The sequence below is a fragment of the Nocardia spumae genome, from assembly GCF_020733635.1.
Taxonomy (GTDB): domain Bacteria; phylum Actinomycetota; class Actinomycetes; order Mycobacteriales; family Mycobacteriaceae; genus Nocardia; species Nocardia spumae.
Map to the genome: position 1 here is coordinate 2,278,056 of NZ_JAJFZL010000001.1, position 13,742 is coordinate 2,291,797.

The 13,742-nt window shown below is 68.9% G+C and carries 12 protein-coding genes; 6 read left to right on the forward strand and 6 right to left on the reverse strand.

What is annotated here, in order from left to right:
* Positions 1-90: 90 nt before the first annotated feature.
* From LKD76_RS09795 to LKD76_RS09810, 4 genes are read right to left on the reverse strand one after another with little or no spacing between them, the layout of a single operon-like run.
* Positions 91-1,377, reverse strand: coding sequence for a CHAT domain-containing protein (locus tag LKD76_RS09795; protein WP_227980719.1), 1,287 nt, complete (start codon positions 1,375-1,377; stop codon positions 91-93).
* Positions 1,374-2,906 carry a tetratricopeptide repeat protein gene (locus tag LKD76_RS09800; protein WP_227980720.1) on the reverse strand — a complete coding sequence of 511 codons (1,533 nt, stop codon included), beginning with the start codon at positions 2,904-2,906 and terminating at the stop codon, positions 1,374-1,376. Before LKD76_RS09800 ends, LKD76_RS09795 begins: the two co-directional genes overlap by 4 nt.
* On the reverse strand, positions 2,906-3,913 hold the full coding sequence (locus LKD76_RS09805; protein ID WP_227980721.1) for a hypothetical protein: 1,008 nt from the start codon (positions 3,911-3,913) through the stop codon (positions 2,906-2,908). The genes LKD76_RS09800 and LKD76_RS09805 overlap by 1 nt, the downstream gene beginning before the upstream one ends.
* Positions 3,913-5,283: a hypothetical protein gene (locus LKD76_RS09810; RefSeq protein WP_227985176.1), complete on the reverse strand. Its 1,371-nt coding sequence runs from the start codon at positions 5,281-5,283 to the stop codon at positions 3,913-3,915. The genes LKD76_RS09805 and LKD76_RS09810 overlap by 1 nt, the downstream gene beginning before the upstream one ends.
* Positions 5,284-5,438: 155 nt before the next feature.
* Here LKD76_RS09810 and LKD76_RS09815 point away from each other — a divergent pair, with 155 nt between their 5' ends.
* The 4 genes from LKD76_RS09815 (at position 5,439) to LKD76_RS09830 (ending at position 9,500) form a co-directional block, all read left to right on the forward strand.
* Positions 5,439-5,972 carry a lipoprotein LpqH gene (locus LKD76_RS09815; RefSeq protein WP_227980722.1) on the forward strand — a complete coding sequence of 178 codons (534 nt, stop codon included), beginning with the start codon at positions 5,439-5,441 and terminating at the stop codon, positions 5,970-5,972.
* A gap of 17 nt (positions 5,973-5,989) precedes the next feature.
* The gene (locus tag LKD76_RS09820; RefSeq protein WP_227980723.1) at positions 5,990-6,793 is read left to right on the forward strand and encodes a hypothetical protein; all 804 of its coding nucleotides are present in this window, start codon (positions 5,990-5,992) and stop codon (positions 6,791-6,793) included.
* Between the two features lie 127 nt (positions 6,794-6,920).
* Positions 6,921-8,282, forward strand: a complete 1,362-nt coding sequence (locus tag LKD76_RS09825) for a DUF2252 domain-containing protein (protein ID WP_227980724.1) — start codon at positions 6,921-6,923, stop codon at positions 8,280-8,282.
* A gap of 243 nt (positions 8,283-8,525) precedes the next feature.
* Complete coding sequence (locus LKD76_RS09830) at positions 8,526-9,500, forward strand: acyl-CoA thioesterase (protein ID WP_372465977.1); 975 nt, start codon at positions 8,526-8,528, stop codon at positions 9,498-9,500.
* Between the two features lie 90 nt (positions 9,501-9,590).
* Here the strand turns inward: LKD76_RS09830 and LKD76_RS09835 are convergent, their stop codons facing one another.
* Together LKD76_RS09835 and LKD76_RS09840 are read right to left on the reverse strand one after the other, a co-directional pair.
* Positions 9,591-10,427 carry an enoyl-CoA hydratase/isomerase family protein gene (locus LKD76_RS09835; RefSeq protein ID WP_227980726.1) on the reverse strand — a complete coding sequence of 279 codons (837 nt, stop codon included), beginning with the start codon at positions 10,425-10,427 and terminating at the stop codon, positions 9,591-9,593.
* 329 nt (positions 10,428-10,756) lie between these two features.
* Positions 10,757-11,527 carry an SDR family NAD(P)-dependent oxidoreductase gene (locus LKD76_RS09840; protein ID WP_227980727.1) on the reverse strand — a complete coding sequence of 257 codons (771 nt, stop codon included), beginning with the start codon at positions 11,525-11,527 and terminating at the stop codon, positions 10,757-10,759.
* 486 nt (positions 11,528-12,013) lie between these two features.
* On the opposite strand from LKD76_RS09840, the gene LKD76_RS09845 reads away from it, so the two are divergent.
* Together LKD76_RS09845 and LKD76_RS09850 are read left to right on the forward strand one after the other, a co-directional pair.
* Complete coding sequence (locus LKD76_RS09845; RefSeq protein WP_227980728.1) at positions 12,014-12,784, forward strand: DUF1460 domain-containing protein; 771 nt, start codon at positions 12,014-12,016, stop codon at positions 12,782-12,784.
* A 112-nt stretch (positions 12,785-12,896) separates the two neighbouring features.
* Complete coding sequence (locus LKD76_RS09850) at positions 12,897-13,550, forward strand: Uma2 family endonuclease (RefSeq protein ID WP_227980729.1); 654 nt, start codon at positions 12,897-12,899, stop codon at positions 13,548-13,550.
* Positions 13,551-13,742 lie beyond the last annotated feature (192 nt).

Below are 13,742 nucleotides of genomic sequence, written 5' to 3' on the forward strand. Positions count from 1 at the left end.
GCCCTGCCCCGCGCCCGATAGCTCGGACGGGCCGGCGGCCAACGGTCGGCGCGCCGGTTCCCTGTGACCCTCGGCGATCGTTGCCTGTGCTCAGTGCTCGATCCCGGCGTCGACGGTGGCGAAGGCCGCCCACAGCAGCGGCGAATGCTCGACGGCGCCGGTCTCGCGCCAGGCGGTGAGCCGCTCACGCTGCCAGTTCGCCAGGGCGGCAATCGGATCGGGCTGTTCGTGGGCCGCGTCGATCGCGCAGATGAGGTGTTGCAGCGGTGTCGCGCCGGTGGTGCCGGCGAAGCGCTGGAACGCCAGGTCGGTGGGCAGCGGCCAGCGGGTGGCGGTGACCAGTTCGGCGCCGCCGTGGATCATCGCGGCCACCAGGCCCAGTGCCTCGGTGAAGCGAAGGTCGCCGCCGCTCTCGCAGGCGATGAGCGCCACCCGGCTCGGGATCGGCCAGAGTCGCGGTCCGGCAACAGGTTCGGCGTCGAGCGTATGGGTGCCCAGCAGCAGATCCTTGGCCGACAGCGGGCGGTGCGCGCGCAGCGGCCGGGCGAAGCCGGTGCTGTCCGCGGTGCAGGCGAGGTGCAGTTCGGCGTTCTCGCTCAGACCGGATTCCGGCAGTCCGGCGGTGACATGGCCGACGTAGAGCAGCCGGCCGGCGCCGGCGCGCAGCATCGCACCGAGCCGGGACCGGTCCAGGTCGGTGCGCCGGAAGGCGTCGAGCGGGTCGTCCACCTCCGGCCGGAGTCGCTGCTGCGCGACGTATTCGGAGATCCGGCCGGTCAGCGCGGCGGCGGCGGTCATCCGGCCGAGTACCGAGCCGAGTTCGGAATCGGCGCGGAAACCGGGCACTCGCGGATCGAGGACCGCGACCACCGGGAGCGCGCGGTCGGCGGCCCACGTGCGCGCGGTCCGGCCGGGCGCACCGACGATGCTCGCCGGAGCGAGCAGACCGATATCCGCGATATCGGCCAGTCGCAGCGTCGGATCGGGTGCGATGATCTCCCACGGTACCTGCGCGACTCGCGGTGACGGCTGCAGCCGGATACGCGGACGGATACCTCGGACGAGCAGGTCGTGCAGCTGCATTCCGAGCCCCTGGGGCAGCAGGGCCCGGCTGAGCGCCCGCGCCAAGTCGTACTCGGAGTCCCGGTCGGCGAACGGGCCGGTGGTCAGCGCTCGTTCGAGCCCGCCGGGATGGGCGGGATCGGGTAGCGCGGCCGCGAGACGCCCCACCGCCGCGTCGATATCGGCGCCGGGCAGCATAGCCACCCCCGGACTCGCGGCATCGGAGACCCAGCGCCAGGACATGTACAGATCGCCCGCGTCGGCCATCCGCACGGTCACCGTCGGTTGTGCGCCGGATGTTGCCTCATCGCTCATATCGGCAGTACCCGATCCTCCCGAACCGTCCGGCCGTAGCGTTGCTCGGCGGCGGCGATGTAGGCGGCCAGGGCGATGTGACCGTCGGGGGCCACCGCCAGCCGCGGTGGTGGGGTGACCGGCAGCCCGGCCGCCGCGGCGACGTGCGCCAGTGCCGAACCCAGCCGCAGGGAACCCGCCTCGGGGCCGTCGGCGGGATCGCCGGGCGCCGGCATCGGATCGAACGGAAGCCGTGGCGGTCCGCCGGCGGCCACGGTGGCCTCTTTGTCGAGAGTGGTTCCAGCGCATTGTGTTTCGATCAGATCGGCGATCAGCGCGGCGTCACCGCACAGGTAGGCGAAGCGGAATGCCAGCCGTACCGCCGGCGCGGCCATCTCCCGGTTCCACTGTTCCCGCTGAGTACCGCTGGGGAAGCTGTAGCGCACCGCGTCGATGGCTATGGCGGAGGTGACGGCCAGATCGCGGGCCAGGGCGAGCACCTGGGCGGGCGGTGGCGTGACCATATCGTCGATGACGGACTCCCACAGCGCGGCATGCCAGTAGTCGACGCGCGCACACTGCAGGCCCAGACCGCGCACCGCGTAGATCTCGTAGGCGGCCGCCAGCAGTGTTTGCCCTTCTCCGACCCGACCGTGCGCGAAAGCCAGTGTCGCCAGCCGGATTCGGACGCCCGCGGACTCGAGCGCCGCGCCGGAGTCCTCGAAATATGCCAGTGCGCGGCGGTAGAGCCGTTCGACGTGGTCCAGGTCGCCGTGTCGTTCGGCGAGGAATCCGGTCAGCTGCAGCCCCAGTCCGGCGCGATAGCCGAGGCCGGCCTGTTCGAAGTACAGACAACTGTCGCGCAGATACCGGTCGGCGTCGTCGGGTCGGTTCAGCCGCGCGTACATCATCGCGAGCGTCTGCTGGGATTCGGCGGCCCCGTTCACGTCACCGACGGTCTCGAATGCGGCCAGCGCCTGGTGGGCGAAGTCGAGCCCCAGGTCACCGCGCCCGGATTCGAAGTGGGCGGCGGCGAGGTTGCCGAGCGGGTGTCCCCGCAGCCGCGGTGCGAATCGCGCGGTGAAATCCAGTGATTCGGTCGCCAGCTCGATGGCGCGGGCCCACTGGCTGCGATGCATCGCGACGGCGGTGAGCGAGATCAGGCACGACACCCGCAGCGCTGCCAGCTCGCTGTGGCCGGTGAGCAGCTCGCGGGCCTGTTCCAGTGCGGCCTGCGCGGCGTCGAGTTCGCCGACGTGCTGCAGCGCCTGTGAGTAGTTGACGAGGGTGGATGCGCGCTTTTCCGTCGCATCGTCCGGGATTTCGGTGAGGGCGGCACGAAATCCGGTGAGCGCCCCGGTGTGGTCGCCGAGTTCGTCGCGCATGCTCGCCGCGTTGATCAGGGCGCTGACCCGGACCCCGCCGGTGGTGGTGCGTACCGCGTGTTCGAAGATCCGCAGTGCCTCGGTGACCTCGCCTCGGGCATGGGCCGCGGCGCCCTCGTAGAGCAGTTCGAGGCCGGGAGGTGAGGTGTCGTTCTCCGCGGTCATCAGAAGTCCGAATCCGATGCGGCGGCGGCGATCTCGGCCTCGAGTCGCGGTGCGGACCGTGGTGCGCGCAACCGGCTCACCACGAAATCCCTGATCCGCTGCCGCTGTGCGGGACCGTACGCCGGCGCCGACGGTCCGGTGATCGCCGGCCCCACCGCGGGCACGTGGAGGTCCACGCGCACCACCTCTTCCGCGTCGGTGCGGGTCGTGCCGGTCCAGGTGTCGCCGTCGAGGCGCAGGGGGAGATCCAGCGTCAGCGACCTGGTCACGACGCGGGCGCGCGGCCACAGATGCGCGGGCAGCCCGGTATCCAGTTGCGGTGCCGCCGCCGCGTGCACGTCGACGGTGGTGCTGCCGGCGTCCCTGGTGAGCCGCCACGACACGGCGTATTCCGAAGCGTCGACGATGCCCGGGGGACACCGGCGCCAGTCCCAGCCCGCCGTACCCGTGGCCAGCACCAGGCCGGGGCGCCCGGTGCCGGTCGCGGATCCGGCCGCCAAGGCGTAGTCCTGTCTGCGCGCCGGCGCCGCCGCCGAGGGCCGTGGTGGCGGCTGCGCGTCGGCTCCGTCGGTGATCGCATCGCAGGATTCGGTGAGGGCCGCGATATCCCGGGCGAGCACATCCGGGTCGAGTGCGGGGATGCCGTCGATGGTGGACGCGGGCCACCAATGCGCGGCCCAGTGCGCATAACCGAGTTGCCAAGCGGCCTCGGTCAATTCGGGTAGCGCCGCCGCCGCGGGCAATTCGCCGGTGCGATCGTCGGCGACGGCGAGCGCGACCGGTTCGCCGTACACGGCCCACAGCCAGTCCTGGGCGGCTTCCGGATCGTGCAGTACCGCCGCCGGAATCCGCTGTCCGGACAGCAGACTCCACGACAGATGACCGCCGATCACCTCGAGGACCAGGGTGTCGAGTCCGATGGCCGGGTCGTGGACGGTGGGCGCGCCGGCGGGCGCGACGGTGACGACGTTGTCGTCATCGCGATGCAGGAATACGGCCTCGGACATCAGCCGGCCCTCGATTCCAGCGGATCATCCACTGCGGCAATCGAAGTGGCGGTCAACGCCTTGCGCACCCGGGTCCGGTGATCGAGGATGACCGATCGCGCCACACCGTCGAGCAGATCCCACAGCTCGGAGGGTTCCGGCGAAGCGGGCGCTATCGATGCGTCGCGGACATCGCGCCCGTGCAGCCGAACCCACAGCCGTCGCAGGTACGACCGCCAGGGGCGGCGGAGTTCGGCCGCGATCGCGGACAGCGGATCGGCGGGCGCGCCGGTCTCGTGCACGGTGAGCCGGCGCGCCCGCAGCACGTAGGCCTCCCGCCGCCACCGGCCGTTGATCACCCGGTGCGCGGCGGTGACGGCTCGCCCGTCGGAAATGCCCGCGCGCTGCGAGGGGCCGATCGCGGTACCAGGAGTCGCCGACTCGGTGCCGGCTAGGGGCGTCAGACCCAGCGCCAGTTCCACACCCGCGGCCGCGGCCACCCGCAGCGATTCGTCGAGCAGAGCCCACGGAGCGCAGCTGCGGGCGATCTCGGTGGCGACCAGTTCCGGGATCGTCGGCAGATCCGCGCGCTCGGTGGACGTCTGCAGCACCGTGAAGACGCGCTCGTAGATGGTGCGGTCGAACGGCAGGGCCAGCGTCGCGGTCGAGGCCGAGGCCCCGAGCGCCGGTGCGACGGGTAACGGATGGCCGGTGAGCCCGAGTTCCTGTGCCGATCCCTCGGATCCGCTGTGCCACAGCGAAATACCGGAATGGGTACCGGCCCGCTCGGTGATCAGGGTACGAAGTGCCCGCGCGGTGTCGTCGTCGCGGGCGGTCGCGCACGCCTCGAGCAGCGCGGCCAGTAGGGCGCTGTGATCGGCGGTCGCGGCTTGTCGCCGTGGGCGTCGACGCCACGCGGTGTCGATCAATCCAGCGAGTTCGGTGCTGGTGGGCCCGTCGGTCAGATGGTCGCGCAACGCTCGTGTGGTCCGGCCCGCCGCGAGGTGATGGATATCCCGCAATGCCGCTGTGGCGGCGGGTTCGTCACGCATCGGATCCGGCGGACCCATCGCCGTCGCGAGTTCGAAACAGCGCTGGAAATACAGATCCTGCGGATGGCCCTCGGTGATGCGCAACGCCCGCCGAACCTGTTTGAGCAGGGTGAACCAGGCCGCGGTCGCGCGCAGGACATCCGCGGCGGCATGGACCCGCGCCGCGAGCAGGGTCGCGCCGTCCGCGGTCACCATCGGCCCGGCGCAGGCCGGATGCTGGACCGGGCGGATAACCAGCGGGTCGAGGATCAGTTTGACGGTGCGGCGCAGCGGACCGCCCTGGGCTCCGCTGAGCGCCTCGACGCCATCGATTCCGCGCCACACCTCGTCGAGCACCATGGCGCGCGGTCGTCGCATTCGGCCACATTAACCCAAGGCCGCCACCGCGGCCGGGGCGGCGAAACCTGGGATCGGTAGGCGGCCGACCGTTCCTAACTTGTGCACAACGGCCCGGTCGCAGGGCCGGGATCACCGAGAACGAAGGAACGAACATCATGCGCACCAAGCAGATTCGGATCGCCGCCGCCACCTTCGCCGCCGCCGGACTCACCCTGGGGCTCGTCGCCTGCGGCGACGACGCCGGCACCGCCGCCCCGGCCTCGACCACCGCGGCGCCCGCCCGGCCCGCCCCGTCGGGCGGCAAGTCGGCGGCCCTGGTGGACGGCAAGGCCCTGAACGGGAACTTCGACACGACCTGTGCCCGGCAGGGCGGGATGCTCGCCTTGGCGTTGACCGATACCGCCAACGCGACATACGGCCAGTTGAGTGTGAGCGCCACCCTCACCGAGAGCGGCAGCGTGCAGGCGGTCGCCATCGCGGGCAGCAAGGGCGGTGCCGCGGGAATGCCGTACGCCGTCGGCTACGGCAACGGCCAGCCGGGCGGCTCGGCCACCGTAGCCAAGGACGGGAAGACCTACAAGGTCACCGGTGAGGGAATCGCCGCCCCGGATATGACCAACCCGGCGGCCGGTCCGGCCACGGCGAAGTTCGAGATCACCTTCGCCTGCGACACCATCGTCCACGGCTGAGACCCGGAGGAACCGTCATGCGCACCACACTGCGGACCGGCGCCGTCGCATTCGCCGCCCTCGCGGTCGGTCTCTACCTCCGGCACGGCCTCACCTACCGAGTGGACAGTCCCTGGGAACCGGGATTCGTCGCCTGGCTGAACGGCTTTCTGGCACTGCCGATCATCGCGCTCACCACGGTGGTGATGGTCTTCGTGTTCACCGGCGAGGGCGTGCTGTCGGCGCTCACGGGCCGCAACAGCGCGGAGTTCCGCGATGGCCTGCTCGGCTTGGGAACCGTCAAGTCGGTTCGCGAGACGGGGGTGAGTGTGAACGATCAGCCGCAGCTGCGCATCGAGTTCAGCGTCGAGGGCGCCCGGGGCGAGATCTTCGGCTCGACCGCCAAGATGATCGTGCCCCTCGCCGAACTGGCGCTGCTGCGCCCCGGCGTCGTGCTTCCGGTGCGCTATCTGCCCGGACGGACCGACAAGGTGGAAGTCGACCGATCCGGCGACAGCGCTTCGGCGCAGCAGGCGATGAACGAATCGATGATCCGCAAGGGAGTGACCACGCGGGCCAAGCTCGACATCGCCGGTCGCGGCGTCGCCGCGCAGGCGGTCGTGCAGTCGCTGTCGGTGCCCGGCGAAATCCGCAACGGCTACGCCAAGATCGACCTCGGGCTCGCGGTCACCCGACCCGACGGCAGCACCTTCAGCACCCGCGCGGAAAAGTACCTCCCGCCATCGAGCGTCTCGAATGTGCAGTTCGGACGGATCGTGCAGGTGCACTATCTCCCGGAGAACGAGCAGGAGGTGGTGATCGCGATCCCGCTCAACGCGTGAGCCGCGGGGTGTGCCGCCCTTCGCAGAACCAGTGCTGCGGAGGGCGGCACGATCGTGTCGGCGGCAAGCGGATCACGGTGGTCGCCAGATGGTTGCCACAAGCGCGTTCCGGGGCAAAACTTGGTGGATGACGAATACGGTGGCCGGCCCGGTTCCCAGCGAATCCCTCTCCGTGGGACGTGCGGTACGAGCCGACGTCCCTCGCTCGTCGCTTGCCGAATTCCATCCGGCACCGGATCGCGATCCCGTCGCGATCCTGCAGCGGCAGGCGGAAACCCGGCTTCCGGACCTCGTCCCGATCCGCTATGCGCGCATGGCGGCCGGCGAGTTCCCGTTCCTGCGCGGCGCTCCCGCGATCATGGCGGCCGACCTGGCCACCACCCGCGACACCGGTCTGACCGTCCAGCTCTGCGGTGACGCGCACCTGTCCAACTTCGGGGTCTTCGCGTCACCGGAGAGATCACTGGTGTTCGACCTCAACGATTTCGACGAAACCCTGCCGGGGCCGTTCGAATGGGATGTGAAGCGCCTGGTCGCCAGCATCGCCGTGGCCGCCCGTGCCAACGGCTACGAGGACGGCGACGCCCGCGAACTCGCGCGCACCGCCGCATCGGCCTACCGCCAGTGCATGCGCCGCCTGGCCGGTCTCGATTCGCTCGAGGTGTGGTACGAACGGGTAGAGGCCGACACCTTGACCGACTTGGTGCGAAACCCCAAGCAGCGCAAAGACGTAACGAAATCTCTCGATGCCGCTCGCAAACGCACCAGCTTGCAGGCGTTGCGCAAACTGACCGAGCCCGGTCCCGGCGGTGAGCCCCGTATCCGATTCCAGCCGCCGCTGCTGGTGGCCCTCGACCCGCCCGAGGCCCGCGCCGTCGACAAGGTCTTCGCCGAGTACTGCCGGACGCTGCCCGAGGAACGCCGCGTGCTGGTCAACCGCTATCGCATCGTGGATTTCGCGCGCAAGGTGGTCGGAGTCGGCAGTGTCGGGACCCGCTGCTACGTGCTGCTGCTGGTCGACCGCGATACCGGTGGACCGCTTTTTCTCCAGGTCAAAGAAGCGGAGTCCTCCGTGCTGGCACCATATCTGGCGCCCAGCCCGTTCCACCAGGAAGGTCACCGGGTGGTCCACGGCCAGCGTCTGTTGCAGACCGCGAGCGACATCTTCCTCGGCTGGACCACCGGCCCCGGCGGCCGCTACTTCTACGTTCGGCAGTTGCGGGATATGAAAGGCAGCGCCGATATCGAGAACATGACCCGAACGGGCCTGCGCGACTACAGCGCCCTGTGCGGCTACACCCTCGCCCGGGCCCACGCCAGATCCGGCGACCGCATCGCGATCGCCGACTATCTCGGCGGGGGAGAGAGCTTCGATAAGGCGATGGGCGAATTCGCCCTCACCTATGCCGACCAGACCGCCGCCGACCATCGAGAACTGTTGCGCGCCATCGACTCCGGACGGGTGCAAGCAGCGGCGAACCCATATTGAGACTGCGCGCGGCTCCGTTGATCGAGGATGGTTCGGGTCTCGGCGCGGCGGACGTGTGCAGCCGGGGCATGTTTCGCCTGGGAAGTCGGTTACTCGCCCGTATGGCATGCGGCCTCTACTGTGCTCCAGGACAACGGTGTCAGCGAATCGACCGCACGTCCCCCGAACGGAATTGTCGCTGTGCCCGACACACTCACCGCTACCGCGCCCGCCGCCCACTCGACCGGATCTCGCGCCGAGGTCATCCACCGCTTCCTGGTCAAGCCGACCGACGCCGGCATCGTCGGCACGGTGGACGGCGGCAAGCTTCTCGAATGGATCGACAAGGTCGCCTACGCGGGCGCTGCCCGGTGGAGCGGTCACTACTGCGTCACGGCCTATGTCGGCAATATCCACCTCGACCGGCCCATCGAGGTCGGTGAACTGGTCGAACTGCATGCCAACCTGGTGCACACGGGCCGCACCAGCATGCACATCCTGGTCACCGTCTACTCGACCGACCCGACCCGGGCGAAGCCGGTGCAGAGCGCGCAATGCCTGACCATCTTCGTCGCCGTCGACGATGAGCGCCGCACCGTCGAAGTACCGCAGTGGAATCCGTCCACCATCCTCGAACTGCAGCGTCACCGCCAGGCGCGGGCCCGGGTCGCGGTCCGCAAGGAGATCGAAGCCGCGATGGCCGCCCAGCGCTACACCGCGGCCGGCACCGGCCCGAGCGCCACCCTGCGCTTCCTGGCCGCGCCCTCCGATATCAACTGGGGCGGCAAGGTTCACGGCGGCCGGACCATGCAGTGGATCGACGAGGCCGCCTACGTCTGCGGTGCGAACTGGGCCGGCCAGCATGTACTCACCTCGTATTTCGGCGGTATCCGCTTCTACCGCCCGATCGTGATCGGCCACGCGGTGGAGGTGACCGCCCGCCTGATCCACACCGGCCCGCGCAGTATGCACATCAGCGTGCACGTCACCGCGATGGACGCGCACTCCGGTGAGCCGGAACTGGCGGCGCACGGGCTGGCCGTGGTCGTCGCGCTCGATCTGGAGGCGAAGGCACGCTCGATCCGGCAGTGGATCCCGGTATCGGAGGAGGATGTGGCATTGGACGCACACGCCCGTCACCTGATCGAATTGCGTTCCGCGGTCGAGGATTTCACACCGGCCAGTGCCGTGCCCGAGGACGCCGAACCGAACTTCTTCCGGGTCGGGGCCGAGCGTTGAACAACTCACCGCGGCCGGATCCAGCGCGTTTCCCCGGCAGCTGACTCCGCGGGGCATTCGTCGTGCGGCGGTGTCGTCGGATACGGCCGATCACAGTGGCCCCCAGCCGAATTCCGCCCCGTCCCGGAAAGCGTCGAAGGATCGCGCGAGTTCCCCGGTGGCAGTGCACATCACCTGGGTCCGGTTCTCGATGTCGAGGGCGTGGCGCAGACTCGGCGCATCGACCGTCTGCCACATGGTCTCCTTCGTCATCCACACCGCCAACGGCGAATTCGCGGCGATCTCCTCCGCCTTCGCGATGGCCCGCTCCAGCAGTTCGCCGTCGTCGACGACCTCGAGTACCAGCCCCATCCGCTCGGCTTCGGCGGCATCGAAGACGCGACCGGTGAGCAGCAGTTCGGCCGATCGGGACGCGCCCACCAACCGCGGCAGGTGATAGCTGGTACCCATATCGCAGGCCGAGATCCCGTGCCGGATGAACACCGCGCCGAAGCGGGCACTCCGGCTCGCGTACCGGATATCGCACGCCAGCGCCAGCGCGAACCCGCCACCGACGGCGGCGCCGTTCACCGCCGCGATCACCGGCTGCCGCAGCCGGTGGATCTTCTCGAACGCCGAAGCCATCAACTCCTGGGCGGCATAGATCCGGGTGAGCGAGGACTGCGCCGCGCCCAGCAGCGCGGCGGTCGGCGTGGCATCGGTGGCGGTGAAATCCTCCGGCTTCGCCTTCAGGTCGGCGCCGGAGGAGAATCCCGCCCCGGTCCCGGTGATGACCAGCGCCCGGACATCGGGCTTCCCGTTGACCTCGTCGAGTACCCGATGGAGTTCGGCGACGGTCTGATTGTCCAGAGCGTTGCGCCGGTGCGGCCGGTCGATGGTGAGTACCACGACACCGGACGGACGGCGGTCGATGGACAGCGCGGACATAGCGACTCCTTCACGAGATGGTCTCAGCGGACGGTACCGCCGTCGGCGACGACCGTCGGCCGGGTGGTGAAACTGCCTGCGCCCGAACCCTGCCGCGCGGCATCGGCCCACCACATCGTCGCCGTCATCAGGTGCGGTCCGGGACCGGCAGCAGGCGCGTGACCCCCACAGGGCGCCGCCACCATCGTCGTCGTGGCGGTCGCCCCGGAATTCGCCCACCCCGGCGGCCGCTCTCCCGATGACGGTCGTGAGGCCCACACCGTGGCCGACGCCGCCGACCTGCTCGGCGCCTGATCGAAACCCGGCGCCGTACCACCGAGCCCGGCGCTTCAGCGGGGCACGGTACCGCCGTCGATCAGGAACGTCTGCCCGGTGACGAAACTGCCCGCGTCCGAACACAACATCAATGCGGGCCCGACCAACTCGTCCGGCTCGCCGAGCCGCCGCAGCAACGGCGCGGAGGCCATCGCGTCCACCACTTCCTGCGGATTGTTGCGCACCATATCGGTATCGACCGCACCCGGAGCGATAGCGTTCACCCGAATCCCGTCGGCGGCGAATTCGGCTGCCATGGACCGGGTGAACGACAACAACGCCGCTTTACCCGCCGAATACATCGACAGTCCGCCGGAGAACCCGAAGGCCCCGATCGACCCGAGGTTCAACACCGCCGCGTGCTCGCTCTCCCGCAGATACGGCAACGCCGCCTGCACCAGGAACAACGGCCCCTGCACATTGACCGCGAACGACTTGTCGACCGCTTCCTTCTCCATCGTCGCCAACGGCTGGGCCAGCGCGTTGGCCGCGTTGTTGATCACGATGTCGACCCCGCCGAAGGTCTCCACCGTGGTCGCGACCAGCGCCCGCAACGCGTCGATATCACCCAGATGCGTCGGCACCCCGATCGCCTCGGCCCCCAGCTCCCGCAGCCGCCGCGCCGCCTTCGCACACGCCTCCGGCTTCCGGCTCGCCACAACGACATTCGCCCCGGCACAGGCCAAACCCTCGGCCAGCGCGAGCCCGATACCCCGGGTGCCGCCGGTGACGATCGCGGTCCGGCCGCTCAGATCGAACAACTTCTGGAATGAGCTGCGGTCCATAGGATCGGCCTCTCTCTGATGTCGGTCTGCGAGCAGAACTGACGACGGTCGCAGTCAGTTCTACCAGGCGGGGTGTGTGCGACCCGCCCGTGGCCGCCGCGGCCCGGGGGCCGGCGCGGATTCCCCGCACGCGCGGTGTCGGTGGGTTCGGCAGTACCTATCGCCGGGTGAGGCGGGAGGATTCGACATGGACTCGGTAATCGCGCTCGTGGCCTCGGCGGTGACGTTGCGCAAACCGAAAGATGTTGCCGACGAGCGCGCTCGGAGTCACGCCGTAGGGGCCGAACAGAACACCCGTGGGTCGACTACGCCGGTGAATCCCTCAGCTGTGGATGCGGCCGGCCGAATCGGCAGATTGCTCGTTCCGGCCGATATTCCAGTGGCCGGAAGTGGAGTTCGAACCGCTGTCGTCTGGTCTACGGTGGAGACCGATCATTCGACTCGTCACCGGGAGGTGTTTTGCGCTCCATCCGGATACTGCCGTTCGTGCTCGTCTTGATCGCCACGGCGCTACTGCTGCCCGCGCGGGCGAGCGCCGACGCCGCCATCGACGACACCACGTCACATCGCATCGATCAACTGGTCGCGCTGCGTGCCGGGATGGTCGGGACCAGCAAAGGACAGCTGTTGGACGTGCTGTCCGGCCAATTCCTCGGCACCTCCTACGGTGCGAACACGCTCATCGGCTCGGCCACCGAACCCGAAAAGCTGGTCGCCGACTTCCGGCAGGTGGACTGCTTCACCCTGGTGGACTATGTCGAAGCGTTGAGCCGAACCACGGACCGAAACCAGTTCGTAGCCAACCTGATCGACACCCGCTACGCCGGCGACCAGGTCGACTTCACCCACCGCAAACACTTCTTCACCGACTGGGCGAACGTGGCGAACACCGCCGCCACCGACATCACCGCAACCCTGTCGCCCGCCGCCGTCACCATGTCCAAACACCTCAACGCCAAAGCCGACGGCGGCCCCTACCTCCCGGGCATCCCGGTGGTCGACCGCGACATCACCTACATCCCGAGCGGATCCGTGGACGACAACGTCATCCGCGGCCTGCACACCGGAGACTTCGTCGGCGCCTACGCCGATGCGCCGGGCCTGGACGTCACCCACGTCGGAATCTTCATCGCCACACCCAACGGCCCGGTCTTCCGGAACGCGTCCTCACTAGCGGAGAACAACCAGGTGGTGGACACGCCGTTGGGTGACTATTTGCAGACGGTTCCGGGCATCGTGGTGTTGAGGCCGAGGTAGGTGGCAGCAGCTCCGACCGGCTCGGAGACGTAGGGGGTGATCAATATGCAGCACTGATGTGGAGTCGGCTACGCAGGCTGGTTCGCGTATCAGAAGCACTACGATTGCGGGTATGTCCATGCCACGGATAGAGCGTCCGGACCTGCCTGAGTACATGACATGGGAGGAACTGGAACAGCTACCCGAGGAGGTCGCCGACCAGATCGAACTCTGGGACGGTCGTGTGGTGTGGGTTCGGCGTGGACCGGCGGAGCACCAGGCGTTCACTCGGCGCATCACCAACGCGTTCGAGCGCTGCGCTCGCAAGAGCATGTCCGATCAGCCCGAAACCTGTTGGCGAGTAGAGTCCGAGACCAACGTATTCCTCTCGGCCAGCGGCAAATCCAACTTTTTGACCCCGGACTTCCTCGTCTACCGCTGCCTTCCTTCGCCCTACCAGGACGTCCGCGGCGCAGACACCATATTGGTAGGTGAAGTGCTGTCGCCGTCGAACACCCAATCCGACATGGAAGCAAAGAAGAGTCGATACGCGACAGCTGGAATCCCCTGGTATTGGGAGGTCACGCTGGCGCGCGAGAGCAGCGCGATCGCCACCGTCCGCGCTTACGCGCTGGAAACCGGGCACGGCACCCTCCCGCAAGGTGTGCGACCACTCCGCTCGGCCAACTACATCGTGGCGGGGGAGTGGACCGCGGGAAATGAAGAAGGGATGCGGATCGACTTCCCGTTCCCGATCAACATCCCGTGGTCGGAGCTGGACTTCTGAGGACCACCGCGAAGGACGCCCGGATCGTGCTCGAACAAATGCCGCCATAACGCCTGGGGCACCACACGCGCGTAGCCAACTCTGCTCAGAGGCGACGGTGTGGTCCACGAATTCTCCTGTGAGGGAACCGTTCACGGCTACCCGTCATTCAAACGTTCCGACGGGAAGTATGGTGCCGCCGCCTGGCCGGCT

Excerpts from the sequence above, each read along its gene's own strand:
- LKD76_RS09850 (WP_227980729.1), top strand. The coding sequence starts at position 12,897 with ATGTCCATGCCACGGATAGAGCGTCCGGACCTGCCTGAGTACATGACA.
- LKD76_RS09835 (WP_227980726.1), bottom strand. The coding sequence starts at position 10,427 with ATGTCCGCGCTGTCCATCGACCGCCGTCCGTCCGGTGTCGTGGTACTC.
- LKD76_RS09795 (WP_227980719.1), bottom strand. The coding sequence starts at position 1,377 with ATGAGCGATGAGGCAACATCCGGCGCACAACCGACGGTGACCGTGCGG.
- LKD76_RS09805 (WP_227980721.1), bottom strand. The coding sequence starts at position 3,913 with ATGTCCGAGGCCGTATTCCTGCATCGCGATGACGACAACGTCGTCACC.
- LKD76_RS09810 (WP_227985176.1), bottom strand. The coding sequence starts at position 5,283 with ATGGTGCTCGACGAGGTGTGGCGCGGAATCGATGGCGTCGAGGCGCTC.
- LKD76_RS09840 (WP_227980727.1), bottom strand. The coding sequence starts at position 11,527 with ATGGACCGCAGCTCATTCCAGAAGTTGTTCGATCTGAGCGGCCGGACC.
- LKD76_RS09825 (WP_227980724.1), top strand. The coding sequence starts at position 6,921 with ATGACGAATACGGTGGCCGGCCCGGTTCCCAGCGAATCCCTCTCCGTG.
- LKD76_RS09820 (WP_227980723.1), top strand. The coding sequence starts at position 5,990 with ATGCGCACCACACTGCGGACCGGCGCCGTCGCATTCGCCGCCCTCGCG.
- LKD76_RS09800 (WP_227980720.1), bottom strand. The coding sequence starts at position 2,906 with ATGACCGCGGAGAACGACACCTCACCTCCCGGCCTCGAACTGCTCTAC.
- LKD76_RS09815 (WP_227980722.1), top strand. The coding sequence starts at position 5,439 with ATGCGCACCAAGCAGATTCGGATCGCCGCCGCCACCTTCGCCGCCGCC.